Raw genomic sequence first — 23,522 nt, forward strand, 5'->3', positions numbered from 1 at the left:
TCCGCCCCTTACCAGAAGATGATGTAGAGAACGGCGGTCAGGACGAGCACGCCCACCGCGAGGAGCGCGGGGCTGCGGTACCAGCCGGCGTCGTCACCCTCCGCGGAGTGGACCCGCTCCTCCTTCGAGGTCAGGCTCCACACGAGCCCGGTCAGCTCGGAGGCCGGCTTCGGGCTGGTCACCATCGACACGCCCGTCGCGACGAGCACGCCGACGATGAACGCGGCGCTCGCGCCGACGAAGCTGCCCGCCTGGCTGGAGAGGGCCAGGACGCCGGTGGTGGTCAGGATGTTGACGACCACCGCGGCCGCCGTGCCCGCGAGCAGCCCGATCCACGCCGACGGGCCGGTCATCCGCCGCCAGAACAGGCCGAGGATGAAGATCGCGAACAGCGGGGCGTTGAAGAAGCTGAACAGCGACTGCAGGTAGTCCATGATGTTGCCGGACCCCGAGGCGATGAACGCCGTGCCGATCGCCAGGACGCAGCCGATCACCGTGATCCAGCGGCCGACCTGCAGGTAGTACCGGTCCGAGCGACCCGGTTTCACCCAGTCCTGCCAGATGTCGTAGGTGAACACGGTGTTGAACGAGCTGATGTTCGCCGCCATGCCGGCCATGAACGCCGCGAGCAGGCCCGCGATCGCCACGCCAAGGATGCCGTTGGGCAGCACTTCCTTCATCAGCAGCGACAGCGCGTTGTTGTAGGTGACGTCCGTCTGGCCGCCGGCCTTGAGCGCCTGCAGCTGCGGCACCAGCACCGCGGCGATCATGCCGGGGACGATGATGACGAGCGGGATCAGGGCCTTCGGGTACGCGCCGATCAGCGGCGTGCGCTTGGCCGCGGACATGCTCTTCGCGGACAGCGCGCGCTGGACCTCGGCGAAGTTCGTGGTCCAGTAGCCGAAGGAGAGCACGAAGCCGAGGCCGAACACGATGCCGACGACCGACCACACCGGGTTCTCGATCTCGGTGAGCGTGGTGCCCGGCCACGAGGACAGCTCCTCGGGCCCGCCCGGCCCGTTGGCGACGGCCTGGGTCAGGCCGCTCCAGCCACCGACCCGGTTGAGCCCGGCGACGGTCATCGGGATCAGCAGCGCGAGGATCACGAAGAACTGCAGGACCTCGGTGTAGATGGCCGCCGACAGCCCGCCCAGGGTGATGTAGCAGAGGACGACGAGCGCGGCGACGGGGATCGCGAGGCCCAGCGACCAGCCGAGCAGCGCCTCGAGCAGCAGGCCCAGCGAGAACAGGTTCACGCCGGCGATCAGCACGGACGACAGTGCGAAGATCACGCCCTGCACGCGCTGGGTCGTCCGGTTGAACCGCTTGTAGAGGAACTCGGGGACCGAGCGGGCCTTCGAGCCGTAGTAGAACGGCATCATCACCAGCGCGAGGAAGACCATCGCCGGGATCGCGCCGATCCAGTAGTAGTGCACCGTCGGGATGCCGTACTGCGCACCGTTGGCGACCATGCCGATCAGCTCGAGGGCGCCGAGGTTCGCCGAGATGAAGGCGAGGCCGGTGACCCACGCGGGCATCGAGCGGCCGGACAGCAGGAAGTCCAGGCTCGACGACACCGAGCGGCGGGCCGCGTAGCCGATGCCGAGCACCAGGACGAAGTAGAAGGCGACGAGCAGGTAGTCGAGGACGCTGGCGTCCAGCCGGAGGTCCGTCTGTGCCTGGGCAAGGATGGTCGTCATGCGAGTCCGCCTCGCAGCCGGGCCGCCGTGCGGCCCCGTCCGGTTCGCGTCATAGCGGCTCCCTCGCCGTCCCGGTGCGGTACGTGTCGGGTGGCAAGGTACCCCGTCCCGCGCGGAACTGAACATTATCCGACAGACTGAATCGGTCGAGCGTGTGCGAACTCGGAAGGGATGTTCCTCCGGCCGAGGGGATGATCCTGCGCGGGGCCCGTCCGGAGCTGTCCGGTCGGCCCGTTGACGCCCGTGTGGTGACGTTGCATTGTGTGCGATGTGGTGCGGGACGAGGGTGTGCGGTCGTGAGCCTCCTCGCGCGTCAACGTCAGGCGCTCATCCTCGAACAGGTCCGTGAGCGCGGGGCCGTCCGCGTGTCCGACCTGGCCGAGCGGTTCGGCGTCTCGGACATGACCGTGCGCCGCGATCTCGACGTCCTGGCCCGGCGGCGGCTCGTCGACAAGGTGCACGGGGGCGCGACGGCGGTGGGCCCGGTCGCGTCGACCAGCACGGACGAGCCCGGGTTCGCGGTGAAGTCCGGCCGCCAGCAGAAGGAGAAGGAGGCCATCGCCGAGGCGGCCGCCCGGTTCGTCGAGCCCGGTACGGCGATCGGGCTCTCCGCCGGCACCACGACCTGGGCGCTCGCCCGCCGCATCACGGACGTCGCCGACCTGACCGTCGTCACCAACTCGATGGCGGTCGCCGAGGTCCTCCACGCCGCCCGCCGCCCGGACCGCACGGTGGTGCTGACCGGCGGGATCCGGACACCGTCGGAGGCGCTGGTCGGGCCGGTCGCCGTGGCGGCGCTGCGCTCGCTCAACCTCGACGTCGTGTTCCTCGGCGTGCACGGGATGAGCGCGGCCAGCGGTTTCACCACGCCGAACCTCATGGAGTCCGAGACCGACCGCGCGCTGGTCGAGGCCGGTCAGCGGCTCGTCGTGGTCGCGGACAGCACGAAGTGGGGGACCGCCGGCATCTCCACGATCGCGGAGCTCGCCGAGGCCGACGTCCTCGTCACGGACGACGGCCTCGACGCCGACGCCCGCGCGGTGCTCGAGGGCGAGGTGGACCAGCTGGTCCTCGCCCCCGCTCGCTGAATCGACCGGCGGTGGTGGCCGGAGCGACCGTCGCCACTCGCGAGAGGGTCAGGGGCGTGGGCGGCCGCGCCAGGTGCCCGGGTGCTCGTAGAGCTCGCGGAGGTCGAGCAGGTGGTCGCGCATGGCCTGCTCCGCCTGGTCGGCCTCGCCCCGGGCGATGTGCTCGGCGATCGTGGTGTGGCACGCGTCGACCTCGTCCCACTGCTCCCGTGCGACGGCGGCGCGGTCGAGCCTGGTGCGCAGGACGTCCCCGACCGGCTGGCCCATCATCGTGAACATCAGGTTCCCGGTGGCCATGAGGATCGTGGTGTGGAAGTCGAGGTGCGGGACGAAGCCGCTGGGGTCGCGGGGGTCCCGGGGCGCGGTCGCGGCGGCGCGCAGGGCCTCGACCGTCTCCGCGTCGGCGCGCTGGGCGGCGAGCCGGGCCGCCGCGGGTTCCAGCAGCAGGCGGGCCTCGAGCAGGTCGCCGATCCGCAGCTGCGGGGTGGCGACGAGGACGCCGAGCGCGCTGCCGACGTCCTCGACCAGCTTCGTCGGGTCCGGCGCGCTGACGAACGACCCGCCCTGCACCCCGCGCCGCGTCTCGATGAGGTGCTGGCTGGCCAGCGACCGCAGCGCCTCCCGCACGGTGGAGCGGCTGACCCCGAACATCCTGGTCAGCTCGGTCTCGGCGGGCAGCCGGGCGCCGGGCCCGAGGATGCCCTGCATGATCTGTGAGCGCAGCTCGTCCGCCACCTGTCGGTAGGCCGGGCGCACGCGCTGGACCCGCAGGTGCGCGACCGGCGGGCCGGATCGCACGGCCGGGTCCGACGACGCCGGGCCGCCGGCCGGGGGAGCCGCGGCACCGCGCTCCGGGGTCGGGGCCATGTGATCACGCTCCGGGTGGTCTCGCGCCCCGGCGGGACCGCGGGGGCGTCGACGGGCTCCGCCGCCGTCCGCAGCCTACCCACGGCCCCGGGTGGACCGGAGCGATCCGGCGTGGAAACGTCCGACATCGTGACCGACATCGTGCGGCCGACCGCCGCCCCCGACCTCCTCGGCGCCCGGACCTTCCTCTTCGTGCCCGGGGACCGGCCCGAACGCTTCGCCAAGGCCGCCGCGTCCGGCGCGGACGTCGTCGTGCTGGACCTCGAGGACGCCGTCGCCCCGGCGGCCAAGCCGGCCGCCCGGGAGGCCGTCCGGGAGTGGCTGGCCGCGGGGAACCCGGGGCTGGTGCGGATCAACCCGCCCGGCACCGAGTGGTACGAGGCGGACGTCGTCGCCGTGGTCGCGGCGGGGTCGGCGCCGGTCATGCTGCCCAAGGCGCAGGACCCGGCCGAGGTGGCCGCCCTGGTCGCGGCCCTCGGCGCGGACGCCCGGGTCGTGCCGCTGGTCGAGACGGCCCTCGGGGTGCACCGGGCCGTCGAGGTCTGCGGGGTGGCGGGCGTGGTGCGGGCCGGGTTCGGCAGCGTCGACCTCGCGAGCGAGCTGGGCGTCGACCCGGTCGACCGGGAGGCGCTGCGCTACGCGCGCTCCGCGCTGGTGCTGGGCAGTCGGGCCGCCGGCGCGGGCGCCCCGATCGACGGCGTGACGACGGCGGTGCGCGACGAGCAGGTGCTCCTCGAGGACTGCGTGCACGGCCTGTCGCTCGGCTTCACCGCGAAGATGTGCATCCACCCCACGCAGGTCGGGCCGGTCGCCACCGCCTTCTCGCCGACGCGCGAGCAGGTCGAGTGGGCCCGCGCCGTGGTGGGTGCGTCGGCCGGGGGAGGGGTCGCCGTCGTCGACGGGAAGATGATCGACCGGCCGGTGGTGGAGCGGGCGCGGGCCCTGCTGCTGCGCGCCGGCGAGAGCGCCTGACGGGCCGGCCGACGGGACCGTCCGCGGTCGGGCGGACTTCGGCCGGGCTCTTGTCCGCGAAACGTCTGACGATTAGCGTTCGGCACGGGGCAGGACACCCAGCAGGGCACCGCGCAGACCACAGATCACCGCGCGGAACCACCGCGCGCAGCTGAAGGAGGATCCGCACGTGACCGTGAAGCCGGGCTGGCAGGGACGGTTCTACGAGGACTTCGAGGTCGGCGACGTCTACCAGCACCCACTGGGGCGCACGATCACCGAGACCGACAACACCTGGTTCACGCTGCTGACGATGAACACCAACCAGGCGCACTTCAACGCGCAGGTGGGGCAGTCGTCGGAGTTCGGCCGGATGCTGGTGGCCTCCCCGCTGACCATCGCGATCGCCATGGGGCAGTCCGTCACCGACACCACGCAGAACGCCTTCGCGAACCTCGGGGTCGACGAGCTGAAGCTCACCGCCCCGGTCTTCGCCGGCGACACCATCTGGTCGGAGTCGATCGTGCTGGACAAGCGGGAGTCGGGCAGCCGGCCGCACGCCGGGATCGTCACGATCAAGACCCGGACGCTGAACCAGGACGCCGTCGAGGTGCTGTCCTTCAAGCGCACCTTCTACGTCCACAGGCGGGACAGCGCGGGCGCGGGGTCGCTGTTCCCGCAGGCGGCGAAACCCCTGAGCCTGGAGGACGCGTGAGACCCCTCGAGGACGTCCGGATCGTCTCGCTCGAGCAGTACGGGGCGGGCCCGTTCGGCTCCATGCACCTCGCCGAGCTGGGCGCGGAGATCATCAAGGTGGAGGACCCGTCCGTGGGCGGGGACGTCGGGCGGTCCGTGCCGCCCTACGCCGAGGGCGGCGACTCGCTGTTCTTCCAGTCCTTCAACCGGGACAAGTCCTCGATCACCCTGGACATCCGCACGCCCGGGGGCCGCGCGGTGTTCGAGGACCTGGTCCGCACCGCCGACGCCGTGTACTCGAACCTGCGCGGCGACGTCCCGAAGAAGCTCGCGATCCGCTACGAGGACCTCAAGGAGGTCAACCCGCGGATCGTCTGCTGCTCGCTGACGGGCTTCGGGATGACGGGCCCGCGGTCGAGGGAGCCCGGCTACGACTACGTGCTGCAGGCCCTGGGCGGGTGGATGTCGCTGACCGGCGAGCCGGGCGGGGCGCCGCAGAAGACCGGGTTGTCGCTGGTGGACTACTGCGGCGGGTACGTCGCCGCGATCTCGCTGCTGGCGGCGATCCACGGGGCGCGGCGGGACGGCGTCGGCACGGACTGCGACCTGTCGCTCTACGACACCGCCGTCAGCCTGCTGACCTACCCGGGCACCTGGCACATGACCGCGGGCTACGAGCCGGCCCGGACGCACCACTCGGCGCACCCCTCGCTGATCCCGTTCCAGGCGTTCGAGGCCGCCGACGGCTGGCTGGTCGTCGGCTGCGCCAAGGAGAAGTTCTGGCAGCGGCTCACCGTGGTGATGGACCGCCCGGAGCTGGCCGAGGACCCGCGCTTCGCCACCTTCGCCGACCGCAACCGGAACCGGGAGGTGATCATCCCGCTGCTGGAGGAGATCTTCCGGACGCGCACGGTCGCCGACTGGCTCGCCCCGATGTACGCGGCGTCCATCCCGTGCGCCCCGATCAACGACGTCGCCGGGGCGCTGGTCGACCCGCACACGCTCGAGCGGGACCTGGTCGCCGAGACGGACAACGACACGTTCGGGCAGGTCCGGACGCTGCGCAGCGCCGTGCGCGTCGGGCCGCCGGGCGCCGACCGCGCCCCCACCCGGGGCGCCCCGGCGATGGGCGCGGACACCGAGCGGGTGCTGCGCGAACTGGGGTACGACGACGCGAGGATCGCCGCGCTGCGCGAGGCGGGCGCGCTGGGGAAGGACTGAGATGGATTTCCAGCTGAACGACGAGCAGCGCCTGTTCCGGGACACGCTGCGGAACTTCGTCGACAAGGAGATCGTGCCGGTCGCGCGGGACTGGGAGCAGTCCGGGCGCTACCCGACCGAGATCGTGGAGGGGATGAAGCAGCTCGGGCTGTTCGGGCTCGCCGTCCCCGAGGAGTACGGCGGGCTCGCCGCGGACACGGTGTCCTTCGCGCTGACCTTCGAGGAGATCTCGCGCGGCTGGATGGGCATCGCCGGGATCCTCGGCAGCCACTCCGTGTCGTGCTTCATGCTCGCCCGGCACGGCACCGAGGAGCAGAAGCAGCGCTACCTGCCGGACCTGGCGACGGGCAAGCGCCGCACCGGGATCGCGCTGACGGAGCCCGGCGCGGGCACCGACCTGCAGGGGATCCGGACCGTCGCCCGCAAGGAGGGTGACGAGTACGTGGTCAACGGGACCAAGATGTGGATCACCAACGCCCGGTACGCGGACCCGCTGCCGGTGCTGGTGAAGACCGACCCGACGGCCGCCCCGGCGCACAAGGGGATGAGCATCCTGCTGGTCGAGGCCGGCACGCCCGGCTTCGAGGTCACCCAGGACATCGGCAAGCTCGGCTACAAGGGCACCGAGTCGTGCGAGGTCGTGCTGACGGACGTCCGGGTGCCGGCCTCGCAGCTGCTCGGCGGGGTCGAGGGCCGCGGCATGCAGCAGGCGTTGTCCTCGCTGGAGACCGGCCGGATCAACATCGCGGCGCGCAGCGTCGGTATCGCCCAGCGCGCCTACGACGAGTCGCTGAACTACGCCCGGGAGCGCACCGCGTTCGGCCAGGCCATCGGGGAGTTCCAGGCCGTGCAGATGCGGCTGGCCGAGATCGCCGTGCGGCTGCAGGCGGCGCGGCTGATGACCTACTGGGCCGCCTCGCGGATGGACGACGGCGTGCGGATGGACACCGAGTCCGGCATGGCCAAGATCTTCGCCTCGGAGCAGGCGCTGGCCTGCGCGACCGACGCGATGCGCATCCACGGCGGCTACGGCTACTCCACCGAGTTCGAGGTCGAGCGGCTGTACCGGGACGCCCCGCTGATGTCGATCGGCGAGGGGACGAACGACGTGCTGCGCGGCGTCGTCGCCAAGGCCCTGCTCGCGGGGAAGGCGACCATCCGGTGACGGAACCCCGCCCGATCGGGGGGCCGGCATGAGCTCGCCCGAGGAGCTCGGCGCCCTCGCCGCCCGCCTCGGCTACACCCTCGACCCGGCCCAGGTGAAGGACATGGCCGAGGCGGTGGCGGCCGCCGAGCCGGCCACCGCAGCGCTGCGCGACCTGCCCGTGCGCCCGGAGACCGCCGACCCGTTCCGCGGTGAGGCCTGGTTGCGGGGACCCGTGAGCGGCACCTGCCCCTCCAGCGGCACTTCGCCCGCACGACCCCTGGTGACCGGCGAAGACGGGCTCGGCGGAGTGGACGGCCTGTCGCTCGACGGCGTCGAGGGGCTGCGGGCGACCGCGGCCCGGCTGCGGGGGACGGCGCCGGCGGGGGAGCGGGTCGCCGCCGCCCTCGCCGGCTTGGAACGCGTGCACGCCGAGCTGAACTGCACCATCCGGTTCCTGCACGAACGCGCCGCGGACCGGGCCGCCGAGTCGGAGCGGCGCGGCACCCCGCGGCTGCTCGAGGGCGTCCCCTTCGCGGTCAAGGACGTGATCGACGTCGAGGGCGTCCCGACCACGGCGGCGTCCCGCACCCGCGCCGACGCGCCGCCGGCCGCGGCCTCGGCCTCGGTCGTCGCGCGGCTGGAGGCGCACGGCGCGATCCCGGTCTCCAAGGACGCGACCACGGAGTTCGCGGTCGGCGGCCCGCACCCGCCGTTGACCGGGGCCTGCCGCAACCCGTGGGATCCCGGGCGCTGGGCCGGTGGCTCCTCGACCGGCACGGCCGCGGCGGTGGCGGCCGGCGCCGTCCCGTTCGGCCTCGGCACGGACGTCGGCGGCTCGGTCCGGCTGCCCGCGGCCTGGTGCGGCCTCACCGGGCTCAAGCCGACGGCGGGCGCGATCCCGCGCACCGGCGTGGTCCCGCTGTCGTGGACGACGGAGACGGTGGGGCCGCTGGCCCGTGACGCCCGCACCGTCGCGCTCCTGTTCGCCCTGCTCCGCGGCCCGGACGGGGTGGACCCGCGGATGCCCGACGTGCCGCTGCGCCCGCCGGCGGACCTGCGCGGCCTGCGCGTCGCCCTGCCCGGCGGCTATCTCACCGAGCTGTGCGACTCCGCGGTGCGCGGGGGCGTCGCCGAGCTCGCCGACGTCCTCGTCGACGCCGGCGCCGAGATCGTCCCGGGGGAGATCCCCTCGGCCGAGCGGGCCCTGCCGATCGGCTACGAGATCGTGTTCACCGAGGCCGCGGCGCTGCACCGGATCGACGCCGCGCGCTGGGACTCCTACGACCCGGTGACCGTCAGGCGGATCAGCCAGGGGATCACCACGCCGGCGAGCGACTACCTGCGCGCGCTGCAGTTCCGCGCCGAGCTGCAGGCGGAGCTCGACGGCGTGTTCGCCGGCGCCGACCTCGTCCTCGTCCCGACGACCCCGGCGACGGCCCCGCGGCTGCCGGACTGCACTGTGACGGTCGACGGCGAGCGGTACCCGCTCTACGCCGCCCAGTCCCGCGCCACGATGCTCGGCAACCTCACCGGCGCCCCCGGCCTCGCCGTGCCGACCGGCGTCGCGCCCGACGGGTGCCCGGTCTCCGCACTGCTCATCGCCCCGCCGCACGGCGAGGCGACCGCGCTGCGGGCCGCCCAGCTCTTCCAGGACCGCACCGACCACCACCTCCGCACGCCGCCGATCTCGGCGTGACCCCTTCCCAGCGCACATACGTCTGACGTATCGTCCGCCCTCGACCAGGAGGCTCACCGATGACCCTCAGTCCCGAGAAGACCGCGACCACGACCCTCGCCGCGCAGGTCGGCGAGTTCGCCGCCCGCGCCGAGCTGTCCGACGTGCCCGCCGAGGTGGTCGAGCGTGCCCGGCACCTGATCCTCGACGCCGTCGGCCTGGCCTTCGCGTCGACGGCCTACGGGTTCCCGGCGGTGGCGCTGGAGGCGCTGTCCGCCTTCGGCGGCGGCACCCATCCGGTGCTGGGCATGCCGGACCGGCTGTCCCCGCGGGACGCCGCGGTGCTCAACGGCGTCCTGATCCACGGCATGGACTTCGACGACACCCACATCCCGGCCGTCACGCACGTCTCGGCGGCCGCGCTGCCCGCCGCGATCTCCGCGGCCGTCAGCCGGGGCGCGACCACCGAGGACCTGCTGCTGGCCTACATCCTCGGCGTCGAGGTGTCCGCGCGGGTCGGGATCGGCGGGGCCGGCGGGTTCCACGACGTCGGCTTCCACCCGACCGCGGTCGCCGGCGCGTTCGGTGCCTCCGTGGCGGCCGGGAGGATCGCCGGACTCGACGCCGACGGCCTGGCCGCGGCCCAGGGCGTCGTCGGGTCGATGAGCGCCGGGCTGCTGGAGTTCCTCGCCGACGGCGCCTGGACCAAGCGGCTGCACCCGGGCTGGGCGGCGATGTCCGGGCTGACCGCCGCGAGCTTCGCGAAGGCCGGCTGGAGCGGGCCGCCCGCCGTCTACGAGGGCCGGTTCGGGCTCTACAACACCCATCTCGCCGGCCGCGAGACCCGTCCCGGGGCCGTGGGCGACCGGCTGGGGGAGACCTGGGAGCTGGTGCGCACGGCGGTCAAGCCGTACCCGATCTGCCACTTCATCCACGCCTTCGCCGATGCCGTGCTCACGCTGCGCCCGGAGATCGGCGACACCGCGATCACCGAGATCCGGTGCGCGATCCACCCGGTGCCGGCCAAGGTCGTCTGCGAGCCGGCGGAGGCGAAGTGGGCCCCGCGCGACGAGTACGACGCCAAGTTCAGCCTGCCGTTCGTCGTCGCTGCGTCGTTGACCCGCGGCCGGTTCACGCTGGCCGAGCTGGAGGACGACGCCCTCGGTGACGCCGCCGTCCTCGACCTGGCCCAGAAGGTGCGGGTCTCCGACGACCCGGACAGCGCCTTCCCGGCCGCCTACTCCGGCGCCGTCGAGATCGAGCTGGCGGACGGCCGGGTGCTGCGGCACCGCGAGCAGGTCAACCGCGGGCACGACGAGCGCCCGCTCACCAACGCGGAGGTCGTGGCCAAGTTCCGGGAGACCATCGGCCGGGTCGCCTCCGACGCCACCGCCGACCGGGTGCTGAACGCCGTGCTCTCCCTCGGCGACGGCACCCCCGCCGCCGACTTCGCCGAGGCCTGCCGTGGTTGACGTCGGGATCTTCCTGACCCACCAGCAGCCGGCGGGCCGGGACCCGGTGGAGGCGCTGCAGGAACAGCTCTCGCTGGTGCGTGCGGCCCGCGACGAGGGGCTGGACTCGGTGTTCGCGGGCCAGCACCACCTCCCCGAGTCGTTCTCGCACATCCAGCCGCTGCCCTGGCTCGCCCGGCTCGCCGCCGACGCGGGCGAGATGCGGATCGGCACCGGCATCCACCTGCTCGCGCTGCACAACCCCGTCGACACCGCGGAGAACTTCGCGAGCCTCGACGCGGTGTGCGGCGGCCGCTCGGTCTTCGGCGTCGGACTGGGGTACCGGGAGGTCGAGTACGCCGCCTTCGGGATCCCGCCGCGGCAGAAGGTCCGGCGGTTCGAGGAGAACCTGCGGATCGTCGAGGCGCTGTGGTCCGGCGAACCGGTGTACGCGGCCGACGACTGGTGCCGGCTCGACGGCGTGCGCGCCACGACGCTGCCCGCGCGTCGCCCGCCCGTCTGGATGGCCGCGAACTCCGACGCCGCCGTCCGCCGGGCCGCCCGGCTCGCCGACACCTGGATGATCAATCCCCACGCCACGACGTCGACCATCCGGCGCCAGCTCGACCTGTTCCACGCGGAGCGCGCCGCCGCGGGCCGGGAACCGGTCCGCGAGCTCCCGCTGATGCGGGAGATCTACTGCGCGCCGACGCGGGAGCGGGCGCTCGAGCTGGCGCGGCCGCACCTGGCCGGGAAGTACGCGGTCTACGCCGACTGGGGGCAGGACCGTGTCATGCCCGAGAAGGAGTCGTTCCGAACGGATTACGCGGACCTCGCCGAGGACCGCTTCGTGGTGGGCTCTCCGGAGGACTGCCTCGCGGCGCTGCTGCCGTGGCGGGACCTGGGTGTCGACCACTTCGTCCTGCGCACCGACTGGGCGGGCATGCCGGTCGAGGACGCCCTGGCCTCCGTCCGGCTGCTCGCCCGCGAGGTCGCCCCCGTGCTCCGGTCCTCCCCGGCCGGTCCGTCCCCCGAGCAGAAGGAGTCGTCATGGACTTCGGCGTCTTCATCCCCATCGCCAACAACGGCTGGTTGATCTCCGAGAACTCGCCCCAGTACATGCCGTCGTTCGACCTGAACAAGCGGATCGTGCAGGAGGCCGAGGCGCAGGGCTTCGCGTTCGCCCTGTCGATGATCAAGCTGCGCGGCTTCGGTGGCAAGGTCGAGTTCTGGGACCACGCGCTGGAGTCGTTCACGCTGATGGCCGGCCTCGCCGCCGTCACCGAGCGGATCAAGCTCTACGCCTCGACGGCGGTGCTCACCCTGCCGCCGGCGATGGTGGCCCGCATGGCGACGACGATCGACTCGATCGCGCCCGGCCGGTTCGGCATCAACATCGTCTCCGGCTGGGCCAGCGGCGAGTACTCGCAGATGGGCCTGTGGCCGGGCGACGACTACTACAACTACCGCTACGACTACTCCACCGAGTACGTCACCGTGATGAAGGAGCTGTGGGAGAAGGGCCGCAGCGACTTCAAGGGGCAGTACTTCCAGATGGAGGACTGCGTGCTGTCGCCGCGGCCGTCCGGGCACATCGACATCGTGTGCGCCGGCCAGTCCGACCGCGGCATGCGAATGGTCGCCGAGCTGGGCGACTACAACTTCATCCTCAGCCCGGGCGTCAACGACCCCGAGGTCTACCGCGAGTCCACCCAGCGGCTCACCAAGGCCGCGGAGCAGACCGGCCGGGACGTCGGGTCGCTGCCGCTGTTCATGGCGATCATGGCCGACACGGACGAGGAGGCCCGCGCCAAGTGGGACTCCTACCAGGCCGGGGCGGACGCCGGGGCGCTCGGGTACATGGCCGACGAGGGCGGCAAGGACACCGGCACGGACACCGGCGGCACCGCGAAGATGATCAACCTGCCGGAGGGGGCCGTGAACTTCAACATGGCCACGCTGGTGGGCAGCTACGAGACCGTGGCGCGGCAGATCGACCTGGTCGCGGGCATGCCCGGTGTCAAGGGGATGATGTTCACCTTCGACGACTTCGAGAAGGGCGTGCACGACTTCGGCACGAAGGTGATGCCGCTGCTCGGCTGAGCGGAGCGAGCATCGACGCCGAGCGGAGCGTGCGGAGCGAGCATCGACGCCGAGCGGAGCGTGCGGAGCGACCATCGACGCCGATCCGCCGTTCCCGGGGGCCCGGTCGCGCCGGGCGGGCCCCCGGGACGGGAGCTCCTGGGGCTCAGATCCGCCGGGCGTTGTGGAACGGCATGGCCGACATGTCGGAGATCTTCACCGGCTCGCCGCTGGTGCTGGCGTGCAGGATCTTGCCGCCGCCCATGTAGATGCCCACGTGGCTCACCGGCGAGTAGAAGAACACCAGGTCGCCGGGCTGCAGCTGGTCCTTGCCGACGGCGGTGCCGAAGGTCGACTGCGCCGCGGAGGTGCGGGGGATGCTGACCCCGGCCTGCTTGAACGCCCACGAGGTGAGGCCGGAGCAGTCGAAGGCGTTCGGGCCGCTTGCGCCCCACTGGTAGGGCGTGCCGAGCTTGGTGCGGGCGGCGGCGAGGGCCTTCGCGCCGACGCCGGAGGCCTGGCCGACGACGCCGTCCACGGCGTCGTCCACCGCGCCGCCGATCGCGCCGCGGGCGGTCTGGGCGGCGCGGCGCAGCGCGTCCCGCTGCTCCTCGGCGGCCCGCTCGGCCTCGGCCTTCTGGACCGCGGCGATCCGGGCGGCGTCGGCCTTGTCGAACACCTGCGGCAACGTGCCCATCGCGGTGCCGAAGGCGGACCGCATCGAGCCGCCGACGGCGCCGGGCCCGTCCTGGACGGCCTGGAGGACCTGCGTGGGCCGGTCGTCGGTGGTGGCGCCGCCCGCCCCGTCCGTGTCGCCGTCCAGCGTGGCGTCGGCCGCGGCCAGCCGGACGGTCGGCGAGTCCACGCCAGTGGCCTCGGCGATCTCGGCGCCCGGGGTCGGCAGGCCGGTGAGGACCGCGGTGGCGCCCATGACGGTGACGGTGGCCGCGGCCGCGACGGCCTTCGGCGAGCGCACCGCGGCGGCGAGCGCGGGCAGGACGCCGGTCATCGAGATGCCGTCGCCGCCGCGCCCGGAGCCGCCCAGGCCCGAGGCGAAGAAGGAGCCGGTCAGACCGGCGGGGGGTTCGTCGGCGGGCCGGGCCGGCGGCACGGGGCGCGCCACCGCCGTCGGCGCCTCGACCGGACCCACGGGCCGGGCCGCCACGTCGGCCGCGTCGGCCGGGGGCACCGGGGCACTCGGCCCGTGGGTCGGGGGGACACCCGGAGGGGACGCCGGGGTGTCCTCGGCGGCGCGCCGGGCACGGCGGCCGCCGGAGGGCGGGGGAGCGGTCGCCCCGGTGAGCCGGGCGATCAGGTCGGCGGCGGACAGGCCCTGGCCGCCAGGGCGGTCCTCGGTGCTGTGCCGGGAGCATTCGGGCCGGGAGCTCGGCACGAACACCGGGCGCGGTGCCACACACGTGTCGGACATGCGTCGTTCCTCGCCGTCCGCGGGCGGCGTGCGGGGAGCCGGGGAGCAACCGCGCCGCGCCTGCCCCGTGCCGGGGGTGGGCGCCCGGGGGAGTGTCGGCGGGCAGGCGGGACGGGCCGACCGGGCGTGCCGGTGGACGTCCTTCCCACCGGCGGGACCGACCGTAACCGGCCCGTGATCGCCGGGAAGGCCGATCGGGCCCCGGCGCGCCGAGCGGCGTGGTCCGAGGGACGAGACGTCGATCCCGGCCGCCGAAGCCGCTCGTGGCGTTCCGGACGCAGGTCACGACCCGGCCTCGACCGGCGAACCGGGCAGCGCTCCCGCGGACCGCACGGCCGGCGGCGCCGGCCGTGATCACAGGTCGGGCACGTAACGGTGGGCGGGGATCGGACGCTTCCCGGGCCGCGGCCCGTCGGCGGTCGTGCGGGGCGTACCCCTCGCTCCCGCCGGCAAACAGGGCGGCACTCAGGGCCGGGCGAGGGCGGACTCGTAGACCTCGCGCAGCCGGCCGGCCCAGCCGCCGGCCTCGAACCGCTCGAGGTATCGGGCCCGGGCGGCGCGGCCGAGCCGGGCGCGCAGGTCCGCATCGCCCGCCAGCTCCACGATCGCATCGGCGATGGCGGCGGCGTCCAACGGCACCTGCCGGCCGACGTCCCGCGTCACGATCTCGGGCAGCCCGCCGACCCGGCTCACCACCGCCGGCACCCCGGCCGCCATCCCGCGCACCACCACGCTCGGCATCGTGTCCGTGCGGGTGGTGTGGAGCTGCAGGTCCGCGGCCTGCAGCAGCTCGCCGGGGTCGCCGTGGTGCCGGAACACGACCCGGCCCTCCAGCTCCTCCTCGCGGCCGACGCGCGCCTCCAGCCAGGGGCGCAGCGGCCCGTCGCCGGTGAGCACCACGGTGACCGGGAGGTCCCCGGGGAGCTCGGCGACGGCGTCGAGCAGCAGGTCCTGGCCCTTGCCCCGGCGCATCGGCGCGGCCGACACGGCCAGCACCCCGCCCTCGCCGACGCCCAGGCCGCGGCGGACCCGGGCCCGTACGGCCGGATCGGCCGGGCCGGGATCGGTGACGCCGTCCGGCAGCACCACGAGGCCCTGCTCCGAGCCGGCGACCCGCCGGTACCAGTCCCGCTGCAGGCGGGAGATCGCGATCGTGCGCGTGACGAACCGCTTCCGGGCCAGCGTGCGGGCGGTGCGCCGCATCCGGTCGAGCCGGTCCGCGGGCTCCTCCTCGATGCGGTGCAGCGTGGACACCACCGGGATCCGCAGCCGGGAGGCGGCCGCGCTGCCGGCGACGTCGGCGTTCGGCGCGTGCGTGTGCACCAGCCGGACCCGGTGCTCACGCAACGTCTCGAGCACCCGGGGCACGGCCCGCGGGTCCCACGGCGCCAGCCCGTGCTCGACGACGACGGCCCCGCACCGGCGGAGCGCGGCGGCCCGCGCCCCGTCGCCGCCACCGGAGATGCCGACGACCACGAGCTCCAGGTCCGCCGCGCGCGCCGCCCGGGCGAGGGCCTCCAGGCCGTACTCGCCCCCGTCGGGGTGCAGCGTGTCGACGAGGTGCGCCACCCTCACGTCCCGGTCCTCCGCTCGCTCGAGTTCACCCGGTCGAGCCCGCGACCCTACCCGGCCGGTGACGCTGCGCGACGCGGCGAACCCGGTCCGGAGGTCGGGTCCGGTCCGCCCGGCGGCCGCATAGGGTGTCGCCGTGCGCACGGTGTACGTGATCGGGATCGGCTCGGGGGACCCCGACCACCTGACGTTGCAGGCGGTGGCCGCGCTGAAGCGCGTCGACGTCGTGTTCGTCATCGACAAGGGCGAGGTGAAGGAGGACCTCACCGCGCTGCGGACCGAGATCCTCCACCGGCACCTCGACCCCGGCAGCTACCGCGTGGTCGAGGCCGCGGACCCGGAGCGGGACCGCCGGGCGGGCGCCGGGGAGGCCGGGCGCTCCGAGAGGTACACGGCCGCCGTCGTCGACTGGCAGGACCGGCGCGGGTCGCTCTACGGATCGATGATCGCCGAGCTGGCCGACGGCGAGACCGGCGCCTTCCTCGTGTGGGGCGACCCCTCCCTCTACGACGGCACCCTGCGGCTGCTGGAGGGCATCGAGGGGATCGAGGTCGTCTCGTACCCCGGCATCTCGAGCGTGCAGGCGCTCGCCGCCGCCCACCGGCTCATCCTCAACCGGGTCGGGCGCCCCGTGCTCATCACCACCGGCCGGCGGATCGCCGCCGGCCTGCCCGCGGACGTCGACGACATCGTGGTGATGCTGGACGGTGGAACCGCCTTCGCGCAGCTGCCGGACGACGAGATCGCCGATGTGGAGGTGTACTGGGGGGCATACGTGGGCAGCCCGGACGAGCTCCTGGTCTCCGGACCGGTGCTCGAGGTCCGTGACGAGATCGTGAGGCTGCGGGCCGAGGCACGGGAGCGCAAGGGCTGGATCATGGACACGTACCTGCTGCGGCGGCATCCCGGGGACCGCTGAGCGGGCCGACCGCACGGGCGGGACGGGGGTGGCGGGTGTGAGCGACCGAGGCGGGCCGGGTCGTGCGGCGCGCGAGGCGCGCGGGCGTCCGGACGAGGAGGGGCGCGCGATCCCGGCCAACGGGACCGGGCTCGGCGGGGCGGCCGTCGGGGGCGACCCCGACGCCGTCCGGAACGGGACGGTCGACGGGGTCGACGGGCGGGCCGACGGAGCGGTCGACGGCGCATTGGACCACAGGTCGGACGGCGTGGTGGACGGCACCGGGGACGGGTCGCCGCTCGCCCCGCCCGCCGCCCCGGTGACCGCCGCGGTGACCCCACGCCCCGACCGCGGCGCGGTGATCGGCGGCGGGCTGACCTGGCTCGCGACGTGGAGCTGGCGGATCCTGCTCATCGCGTGCGGCGCCATCCTGCTCGGCCTGGTGGTCGGTGCGCTCTGGTCCATCGCGCTGCCGGTGCTGCTCGGCGTGATCCTCGCGACCGTGCTCCGGCCGCCGGTGCGCTGGCTCGTGCGGCACCGGATCCCGCCGGCCGCGTCCGCGGCGCTCGTCCTCGTCGCCGCCCTCCTGGTGATCGGCGGCATCATCACCCTGCTGGCGCCGCAGGTGGCGGGCCAGTCGGACGAGATCGCCTCCGGGGTCACCGGCGGGCTCGCGCAGATCCAGCAGTGGGTGTCCGGGCCGCCGTTCAACCTCGGCCAGGGACAGATCGGCGCGATGATCGACTCCGTCACGCGCCAGCTGCAGTCCAGCGCGTCGACGATCGCGGGCAGCGTGCTGACCGGGGTGTCGGCCTTCGCCAACGGCCTGCTCAACATCGTGCTCGCCGTCGTGCTGGCCTTCTTCTTCGTCAAGGACGGCCCGCGGTTCCTGCCGTGGCTCACCGGCGTGACCGGCGCGCGGGCGGGGCGGCACGTCGCCGGCGTGCTGCAGCGGGCGTGGCGCACCCTCGGCGGGTTCATCCGCACCCAGGCGCTGGTGGCGCTCGTCGACGGCTTCTTCATCGGCATCGGCCTGGTGATCCTCGGCGTGCCGCTGGCCCTGCCGCTCGCCGTGCTGACCTTCTTCGGCGGGTTCGTGCCGATCGTCGGCGCGCTGGTCGCCGGGGCGCTGTCCGTGCTGGTCGCGCTGGTGACCAAGGGCGTGACGACGGCGTTGATCGTGCTGGCGATCATCATCCTGGTGCAGCAGATCGAGGGCAACGTCCTGCAGCCGATCCTGCAGAGCCGCAGCCTGAACCTGCACGGCGCCGTCGTGCTGCTGGCCGTCACCGCGGGCGGGGCGATCTGGGGCATCGCCGGGGCGTTCCTGGCCGTGCCGGTCGCCGCCGTCGCCGCCGAGGTGCTGCGCTACATCGGTGAGGAGATCGACCGGCGGTCCGGGGCGCGGGCCGCGCCGCCGAGCGCGGAGCCGGAGGGGCAGTCGGGGTCGCCCGTGGCCGAGCGGTCCGACGGCGCGACGGCCGACGGGGCCGCGACGGGCGACACGAGAGCCTGACGCCCGTCGGTCGACGCGCCTGCGCCACCCGGACGGATGGTCGTGGGCCGTCCGGACCGCCTTCCGACGGGGTACGCGCGACGAGCGGTGTCAGGGGCTCGACCAGCGGTGTTTGTGGGCCCGGCCCGCGGGGCCATCCCAGAAGCGTCCGGCCCGAGACGCTCCCCGTACCGAGAGGCCCTCACCGTCATGACCTGTCCGGCACAGATCCCGCACCCGGACGCACCCGCCGCCGGGGTCGACACCACCGCGGTTCCCGCCACCGGGACCGACACCGAGACCGCCACCGCCGCCGCCGCGCTCGACCCGCTCGCGGTGCTCGCCGAGGTGACCGGCGACACCGAGCGCGCCGAGGCCGACCTCACCGGCCTGGCCGACTCCGTCGAGTACGTCCACCGCACCTGGCCCGCCCGCGCCGACCGGCTCTCCGTCATCCGGCACGAGCTCCTCGGCTGGCTCGCCCCGCTGGGGCTGACCCCCGAGCAGCGCGACGACGTCGTGCTCGCGGTCGACGAGGCCGCCGCCAACGCCGTCCGGCACGCCTACCCGGAGGGCCGGCCCGGCGACGTCGAGCTCACCCTGTGGACCGAGGGCGAGGCGCTCTGCATCGAGATCACCGACCACGGCAACTGGCGGCCCGCGCAGGGCGAGGGCGGCACCGTCCCCAGCGACTCCCACGGGGGCCGGGGCATGCTGCTCATGCAGCACATGGTCGAGACGGTGCTCGTGCACTTCGACGGCCGTGGCAGCCGCGTGCTCCTGCGCCACCCCTTCGGGCGGCCCGGCGAGGCCGCGGTTCCCGAGGCGAGGATGCCCGAGGCCGGTCCCGGGACCGGGGCGGGCGGGGTCGACGCGGACGTGGCGCCGCACGGACGCTGACCCGGCGTTCGCCCGACGGCCGCGCCGTCAGCCCCGCCCGACGGGGGCGAAGAGCGCGTCGACCGCGCGCGTGACGTGCCCGACCACCGTGTCGGGGTCCGCGGCGACCACCGCCTCGGTGCGGATCACCTTGCGCAGCAGCGCGATCCCCAGCAGCCAGGCGAGGGCGAGCTCCGCGCGCAGGTCGGCGTCGGCGGGGTCGTCCGTGCCGACGAGCCGGGCGAGCGTGCCGCCGTACGCCACCCGCAGCTCCTCCCGGACCGTGGCGGCGGCGTCGGTGTTGCCGGCCGAGCGCAGCGCGGCGAGGAAGAGGGTGACGTCGTCGGCCGAGCCGTCGTCCGTCGCCAGGATCGCGGCCAGCGTGCGGGGCAGCACCTGCTCGGGCGGCCCGTCGTGCAGCAGGTCCAGGGCCTGCCCGGTGACCGCCTCGGCGAACAGGCCCTCCTTCGACCCGAAGTGCCGGAACAGCAGGGCCTGGTTCACACCGGCACGCTCGGCGACGGCGCGCACGGTCGTGCCCTCGTAGCCGGCGCTGGCGAACAGCTCCCGGCCGGCCGCGAGCAGCGCGCGGCGGGTCACGGCGGCGTCGCGGGGGCGGATCGGCCGGGGCGCGGCCGTCGACCGGTCCGTGCCGCCGCGCATGATCCCGCCCGAGATCCCGCCCGTGCCGCCCTCCGCGCCGCTTTCCGCGCTGCTGCCGCTGGTCATGCCCTATCCGACCACGTCGCGTGTGCGGAGGCGGCGTCCGGGGTAGGCGTCCACGAGGGCGCGGACGGCGCCCGGAACTTCGGATGGGAGGACCATGGCGAAGCACGAGGCGGACGAGAAGGGCCTCGACACCGCGCCGGACCTGGTGGAGGCCCTCCATCTCGGCAACGAGGAGGCGTTGACGGGCCCGTCGGGCGGCGACCCGCTCGACGCCGGCTACGTACCCGCGGACCGGCCCTACGGCGTCGACGACCCGACGGTCACCGCCGCCGGGATGCGCGAGGGCGAGTCGCTCGACGACCGCCTCGAGCGCGAGGAGCCCGAGGACGCGACCCACGACACGACACGCACCGGGCGGCTGGTCCCGCGGGACGCGGGCCCCGACGGCCGGGCCACCGACGAGGACCCCGCGACGGTGGCGGAGGACGTCGGCGTGGACGGGGCGGCGGCGTCGGCCGAGGAGGCCGCGGTGCACGAGCTCGACCAGGACATGGAGCCGGTGCTGGACGAGTCCCCGGCCGACGACCCGGAGGTCGCGCGGCAGCTGTCCGAGGACCAGCGGCCCGGCGAGGCCGAGGAGGACGCGGTCAGCGACTTCGCGGAGGAGACGGAACCGCAGGAGCGGCCGGGCGCCGCCTCGCGGATCGACGCGAACCCGGACACGGGCGGTGTGCCCGGGGTCGACGGGGCCCGGGACGCCGGGATCAGCCCTCGCAGCTCTGGGTGATCTGCTCGATCACCCGGTCGAGGTCCAGGGCCGCCGACTCCTCACCGAGCGGAACCAGCTCCGCCGACGACTCGACGAAGTGCCGCAGCAGGTCCCGGTCGACCTCGAGCACGGCGCGGCCGTCGGTGGAGCGGATCTCGATCTCCACGATGTCGTAGCCCTGGACCAGCTGCGGGCTCATCCGGATGTCGCCGTAGCCGGCCGACCCGGACAGCGCCTCGACGACCAGGTCCCGCGCGACGAGCCACTCGACCCACCGATCCTGCCTGGTCCGGACGGCGAGGGTGACCGCGAACGGGTCGGTCGCGGTGTACGTCCACCGCGTGACGACGGGCGCGGGCTGTCCGTGCAGCACGGTGAACATGTCCTGCTGGACCGAGTCGCTGGTCATCATGGCGTGGCTCCCTGGCGCTGGCCGCCCGGCGGTGTGGGCGGCTCTCACGGGTGGAATCGGCGGCGCTCGTCGGAACGCAGCAGGTTCGCGGTCCTTTCACCCTTTCTGGTGACCGGTTCCGCGACGGACGGCGGTGTCGGGGGCGGGTCCGAGCCGCTCTGCGGAGCCGGGGGTCAGCCGCGGGTGGCCGCGGAGACGACCCAGATGCCCGTCGGCCCCGCCCGGACCGGCTGGACCAGCGTGACGTGCGCGGTCCCGCCCGAGGGGTCGGTGAGGTCGACCGAACCGGGTGTCGTCGACGTCGGCTCCGGGTCGGTCCAGCCGTAGGTGGTGGTGGCGTAGCTGATCGCGACCTCCTCCGGGTCGAGGGTCCACGGCTGCGCGCCGCCGTCGACCTTCGTCTGGAGGTCCTGCGCGGCCGCCAGGTCGGTGACCGGCCACAGCAGGGGCGTCCCGGTCGGCGCGGCCTGGGGGACCGTCGTCGGCGAGGTCTGCTGCGTCCGTGAGGTCGCCGACGGGGCCGCCGATCCGGACGGTGCGCTCGCGCCCGGGCCGGAGGGGGGCGCGGCGCCCCCGCAGGCCGCGAGCAGCAGGGTCAGCACCCCCGCCGTCAGGAGTCCGCCGACCGCGCGCGCCTTCGCCCCGTCCACGCGCGGCACGCTAGTTGCGGCGTGCGCCTCCCCGGTGGCGACGCACCGACCACGTTCGAGGGGAGAAGGGCGTCGACCGGACCTGCCCGACCGGACGTGGCGCGGCGGGCGATCTCGAATAGGGTTCCCGCAGAGCAGAGCCGCCGACCCCTGGTGAGGTGCAATGTCCGAGAGCAGCACGGCCTTCTACGCGGCGCGGGACTTCCTCCTCGCGCACCGCACGGACTACGACACCGCCGTGCGCGACTTCCGCTGGCCCGAGCTCACGGAGTTCAACTGGGCGCTCGACCACTTCGACGCCGTCGCCGCGGATCCGGAGCGCGGTGCGCGCAAGGCGCTGTGGATCATCGAGGCGGACGGCAGCGACGCGTCCTGGACCTTCGCCGAGCTCTCCGAGCGGTCCAACCGGGTGGCGAACTGGCTGCGCGAGCGCGGTGTCGCCCGCGGCGACCGGATCGTCCTCATGCTGGCCAACCAGCTCGAACTGTGGGAGACGCTGCTCGCGGCGATGAAGCTCGGCGCCGTCGTCATCCCCGCGACCACGCTGCTCACCGCCGAGGACCTCCGCGACCGGGTGGACCGCGGCAACGCGAAGCACGTGATCGTCGGCAAGGACGACACGGGCAAGTTCGACGACGTCCCGGGCGACTACACCCGCATCTCCGTCCGGGGCGCGCCCTCGGGCTGGGAGGACTACACCGACGCGTACGAGAAGTCCGCGGTGTTCACCCCGGACGCGCCCACCCGGGCCACGGACACCCTGCTGCTGTACTTCACCTCGGGCACCACCGCCAAGCCGAAGCTGGTGGAGCACACGCACCAGAGCTACCCCGTGGGCCACCTGTCGACGATGTACTGGATCGGGCTCGAGCCCGGGGACGTCCACCTCAACATCTCCTCGCCCGGCTGGGCCAAGCACGCGTGGTCGAACGTCTTCGCGCCCTGGATCGCCGAGGCGACCGTGCTCGTCATGAACTACACCAAGTTCGACGCGTCCAACCTGCTCGGTGTGCTCGACAAGTACGGCGTCACCAGCTTCTGCGCCCCGCCCACGGTGTGGCGCATGCTGATCCAGGCCGACCTGTCCGGGCTCCGCATCCCGCCGATTAAGGTCGTGGGCGCGGGCGAGCCGCTCAACCCCGAGGTGATCGAGCAGGTCGAGAAGGCCTGGGGCCTGAAGATCCGCGACGGGTTCGGGCAGACCGAGTCCAGCGTCCAGATCGCCAACCCGCCCGGCTCGCCGATCAAGCCCGGCTCGATGGGCCGGCCGATGCCCGGGTTCCCGATCGCGCTGATCGACCCCGCGACGGGGGAGAAGGCCGACGAGGGCGAGATCTGCATCGACCTGGCGCAGCGACCGATCGGGCTCATGGTCGGCTACAAGGACGACCCCGAGCGCAACGCCGAGGCGATGGCCGGCGGCTTCTACCACACCGGCGACGTCGGGTCCCGGGACGCGGACGGGTACATCACCTACGTCGGCCGGGCCGACGACGTCTTCAAGGCCTCCGACTACCGGATCAGCCCGTTCGAGCTGGAGAGCGTGCTGATCGAGCACCCGGCGGTGGCGGAGGCGGCGATCGTGCCCTCGCCGGACCCGGTGCGGCTGGCGGTGCCGAAAGCCTACGTGGTGCTCGCCGCCGGCTACGAGCCGACCGAGGAGACGGCGAAGGACATCCTGCAGTTCGCGCGGGACAACCTGGCTCCGTACAAGAGGATCCGCCGGCTGGAGTTCCACGAGCTGCCCAAGACGATCTCCGGCAAGATCCGCCGGGTCGAGCTGCGGGGGCGTGAGGGCGACCTGCACGCCGACCCGGAGGCGACGCCGTCGGGCGAGTTCACCCTGTAGGTGCCGTGGCCGGGCGGGTCCG

Annotated in this window: 21 protein-coding genes; 14 read left to right on the forward strand and 7 right to left on the reverse strand. The window is 74.0% G+C overall.

Annotation, left to right across the window (positions count from 1 at the left end; translation table 11 throughout):
* Positions 1 to 8: 8 nt before the first annotated feature.
* On the reverse strand, positions 9 to 1,700 hold the full coding sequence (locus ABD990_RS20695) for a sodium:solute symporter family protein (RefSeq protein ID WP_345382284.1): 1,692 nt from the start codon (positions 1,698 to 1,700) through the stop codon (positions 9 to 11).
* A gap of 296 nt (positions 1,701 to 1,996) precedes the next feature.
* Here ABD990_RS20695 and ABD990_RS20700 point away from each other — a divergent pair, with 296 nt between their 5' ends.
* Positions 1,997 to 2,788, forward strand: coding sequence for a DeoR/GlpR family DNA-binding transcription regulator (locus ABD990_RS20700; RefSeq protein WP_345382285.1), 792 nt, complete (start codon positions 1,997 to 1,999; stop codon positions 2,786 to 2,788).
* 48 nt (positions 2,789 to 2,836) lie between these two features.
* On the opposite strand, the gene ABD990_RS20705 is transcribed toward ABD990_RS20700, so the two are convergent.
* A complete protein-coding gene (locus ABD990_RS20705; RefSeq protein ID WP_345382286.1) occupies positions 2,837 to 3,655 on the reverse strand; it encodes a FadR/GntR family transcriptional regulator in 819 nt (272 codons plus the stop codon).
* Between the two features lie 129 nt (positions 3,656 to 3,784).
* Here ABD990_RS20705 and ABD990_RS20710 point away from each other — a divergent pair, with 129 nt between their 5' ends.
* From ABD990_RS20710 to rutA, 8 genes are all read left to right on the forward strand, one after another.
* Complete coding sequence (locus ABD990_RS20710; protein ID WP_345382287.1) at positions 3,785 to 4,627, forward strand: HpcH/HpaI aldolase/citrate lyase family protein; 843 nt, start codon at positions 3,785 to 3,787, stop codon at positions 4,625 to 4,627.
* A gap of 169 nt (positions 4,628 to 4,796) precedes the next feature.
* A complete protein-coding gene (locus tag ABD990_RS20715; RefSeq protein WP_345382288.1) occupies positions 4,797 to 5,321 on the forward strand; it encodes a MaoC family dehydratase in 525 nt (174 codons plus the stop codon).
* Entirely contained in the window at positions 5,318 to 6,523 is a 1,206-nt protein-coding gene (locus ABD990_RS20720) for a CaiB/BaiF CoA transferase family protein (protein ID WP_345382289.1), read from the forward strand. The genes ABD990_RS20715 and ABD990_RS20720 overlap by 4 nt, the downstream gene beginning before the upstream one ends.
* Position 6,524: 1 nt before the next feature.
* A complete protein-coding gene (locus ABD990_RS20725; RefSeq protein WP_345382290.1) occupies positions 6,525 to 7,688 on the forward strand; it encodes an acyl-CoA dehydrogenase family protein in 1,164 nt (387 codons plus the stop codon).
* A gap of 28 nt (positions 7,689 to 7,716) precedes the next feature.
* The gene (locus tag ABD990_RS20730; protein WP_345382291.1) at positions 7,717 to 9,366 is read left to right on the forward strand and encodes an amidase; all 1,650 of its coding nucleotides are present in this window, start codon (positions 7,717 to 7,719) and stop codon (positions 9,364 to 9,366) included.
* Between the two features lie 59 nt (positions 9,367 to 9,425).
* Positions 9,426 to 10,817 carry an MmgE/PrpD family protein gene (locus ABD990_RS20735; RefSeq protein ID WP_345382292.1) on the forward strand — a complete coding sequence of 464 codons (1,392 nt, stop codon included), beginning with the start codon at positions 9,426 to 9,428 and terminating at the stop codon, positions 10,815 to 10,817.
* Entirely contained in the window at positions 10,810 to 11,892 is a 1,083-nt protein-coding gene (locus tag ABD990_RS20740; RefSeq protein ID WP_345382294.1) for an LLM class flavin-dependent oxidoreductase, read from the forward strand. The genes ABD990_RS20735 and ABD990_RS20740 overlap by 8 nt, the downstream gene beginning before the upstream one ends.
* On the forward strand, positions 11,847 to 12,899 hold the full coding sequence (rutA, locus tag ABD990_RS20745; RefSeq protein ID WP_345382295.1) for a pyrimidine utilization protein A: 1,053 nt from the start codon (positions 11,847 to 11,849) through the stop codon (positions 12,897 to 12,899). The genes ABD990_RS20740 and rutA overlap by 46 nt, the downstream gene beginning before the upstream one ends.
* Before the next feature lie 145 nt (positions 12,900 to 13,044).
* Here rutA and ABD990_RS20750 read toward each other — a convergent pair whose 3' ends face one another.
* Together ABD990_RS20750 and ABD990_RS20755 are read right to left on the reverse strand one after the other, a co-directional pair.
* Positions 13,045 to 14,307, reverse strand: coding sequence for a C40 family peptidase (locus ABD990_RS20750; RefSeq protein WP_345382296.1), 1,263 nt, complete (start codon positions 14,305 to 14,307; stop codon positions 13,045 to 13,047).
* A 465-nt stretch (positions 14,308 to 14,772) separates the two neighbouring features.
* Positions 14,773 to 15,882, reverse strand: a complete 1,110-nt coding sequence (locus tag ABD990_RS20755; protein ID WP_345382297.1) for a glycosyltransferase family 4 protein — start codon at positions 15,880 to 15,882, stop codon at positions 14,773 to 14,775.
* A gap of 133 nt (positions 15,883 to 16,015) precedes the next feature.
* Between ABD990_RS20755 and cobF the strand changes: the two genes are divergently transcribed.
* From cobF to ABD990_RS20770, 3 genes are all read left to right on the forward strand, one after another.
* A complete protein-coding gene (gene cobF, locus ABD990_RS20760) occupies positions 16,016 to 16,798 on the forward strand; it encodes a precorrin-6A synthase (deacetylating) (protein ID WP_345382298.1) in 783 nt (260 codons plus the stop codon).
* Between the two features lie 37 nt (positions 16,799 to 16,835).
* Entirely contained in the window at positions 16,836 to 18,293 is a 1,458-nt protein-coding gene (locus ABD990_RS20765; RefSeq protein ID WP_345382299.1) for an AI-2E family transporter, read from the forward strand.
* Between the two features lie 189 nt (positions 18,294 to 18,482).
* The gene (locus ABD990_RS20770; RefSeq protein WP_345382300.1) at positions 18,483 to 19,172 is read left to right on the forward strand and encodes an ATP-binding protein; all 690 of its coding nucleotides are present in this window, start codon (positions 18,483 to 18,485) and stop codon (positions 19,170 to 19,172) included.
* Positions 19,173 to 19,199: 27 nt separating this feature from the next.
* On the opposite strand, the gene ABD990_RS20775 is transcribed toward ABD990_RS20770, so the two are convergent.
* Entirely contained in the window at positions 19,200 to 19,880 is a 681-nt protein-coding gene (locus tag ABD990_RS20775; RefSeq protein ID WP_345382301.1) for a TetR/AcrR family transcriptional regulator, read from the reverse strand.
* Positions 19,881 to 19,974: 94 nt separating this feature from the next.
* Here ABD990_RS20775 and ABD990_RS20780 point away from each other — a divergent pair, with 94 nt between their 5' ends.
* Positions 19,975 to 20,607: a DUF5709 domain-containing protein gene (locus tag ABD990_RS20780; protein WP_345382302.1), complete on the forward strand. Its 633-nt coding sequence runs from the start codon at positions 19,975 to 19,977 to the stop codon at positions 20,605 to 20,607.
* On the opposite strand, the gene ABD990_RS20785 is transcribed toward ABD990_RS20780, so the two are convergent.
* Together ABD990_RS20785 and ABD990_RS20790 are read right to left on the reverse strand one after the other, a co-directional pair.
* Positions 20,585 to 21,001, reverse strand: a complete 417-nt coding sequence (locus ABD990_RS20785; protein WP_345382303.1) for an SsgA family sporulation/cell division regulator — start codon at positions 20,999 to 21,001, stop codon at positions 20,585 to 20,587. The two genes, ABD990_RS20780 and ABD990_RS20785, sit on opposite strands and share 23 nt — an antisense overlap.
* Positions 21,002 to 21,174: 173 nt before the next feature.
* Positions 21,175 to 21,651 carry a hypothetical protein gene (locus tag ABD990_RS20790; RefSeq protein WP_345382305.1) on the reverse strand — a complete coding sequence of 159 codons (477 nt, stop codon included), beginning with the start codon at positions 21,649 to 21,651 and terminating at the stop codon, positions 21,175 to 21,177.
* A 163-nt stretch (positions 21,652 to 21,814) separates the two neighbouring features.
* On the opposite strand from ABD990_RS20790, the gene ABD990_RS20795 reads away from it, so the two are divergent.
* Positions 21,815 to 23,500 carry an AMP-binding protein gene (locus tag ABD990_RS20795; protein ID WP_345382307.1) on the forward strand — a complete coding sequence of 562 codons (1,686 nt, stop codon included), beginning with the start codon at positions 21,815 to 21,817 and terminating at the stop codon, positions 23,498 to 23,500.
* Positions 23,501 to 23,522 lie beyond the last annotated feature (22 nt).

Source organism: Pseudonocardia yuanmonensis (assembly GCF_039542425.1).
In the GTDB taxonomy this organism is placed as follows: Bacteria; Actinomycetota; Actinomycetes; order Mycobacteriales; family Pseudonocardiaceae; genus Pseudonocardia; species Pseudonocardia yuanmonensis.

What these genes read in the sequence shown, in the direction of transcription:
- ABD990_RS20730 (WP_345382291.1), top strand. Translation starts at nt 7,717, where the DNA reads ATGAGCTCGCCCGAGGAGCTCGGCGCCCTCGCCGCCCGCCTCGGCTAC.
- ABD990_RS20785 (WP_345382303.1), bottom strand. Translation starts at nt 21,001, where the DNA reads ATGATGACCAGCGACTCGGTCCAGCAGGACATGTTCACCGTGCTGCAC.
- ABD990_RS20775 (WP_345382301.1), bottom strand. Translation starts at nt 19,880, where the DNA reads ATGACCAGCGGCAGCAGCGCGGAAAGCGGCGCGGAGGGCGGCACGGGC.
- ABD990_RS20725 (WP_345382290.1), top strand. Translation starts at nt 6,525, where the DNA reads ATGGATTTCCAGCTGAACGACGAGCAGCGCCTGTTCCGGGACACGCTG.
- ABD990_RS20750 (WP_345382296.1), bottom strand. Translation starts at nt 14,307, where the DNA reads ATGTCCGACACGTGTGTGGCACCGCGCCCGGTGTTCGTGCCGAGCTCC.
- ABD990_RS20735 (WP_345382292.1), top strand. Translation starts at nt 9,426, where the DNA reads ATGACCCTCAGTCCCGAGAAGACCGCGACCACGACCCTCGCCGCGCAG.
- ABD990_RS20795 (WP_345382307.1), top strand. Translation starts at nt 21,815, where the DNA reads ATGTCCGAGAGCAGCACGGCCTTCTACGCGGCGCGGGACTTCCTCCTC.
- rutA (WP_345382295.1), top strand. Translation starts at nt 11,847, where the DNA reads ATGGACTTCGGCGTCTTCATCCCCATCGCCAACAACGGCTGGTTGATC.
- ABD990_RS20770 (WP_345382300.1), top strand. Translation starts at nt 18,483, where the DNA reads ATGACCTGTCCGGCACAGATCCCGCACCCGGACGCACCCGCCGCCGGG.
- ABD990_RS20705 (WP_345382286.1), bottom strand. Translation starts at nt 3,655, where the DNA reads ATGGCCCCGACCCCGGAGCGCGGTGCCGCGGCTCCCCCGGCCGGCGGC.
- ABD990_RS20695 (WP_345382284.1), bottom strand. Translation starts at nt 1,700, where the DNA reads ATGACGACCATCCTTGCCCAGGCACAGACGGACCTCCGGCTGGACGCC.
- ABD990_RS20780 (WP_345382302.1), top strand. Translation starts at nt 19,975, where the DNA reads ATGGCGAAGCACGAGGCGGACGAGAAGGGCCTCGACACCGCGCCGGAC.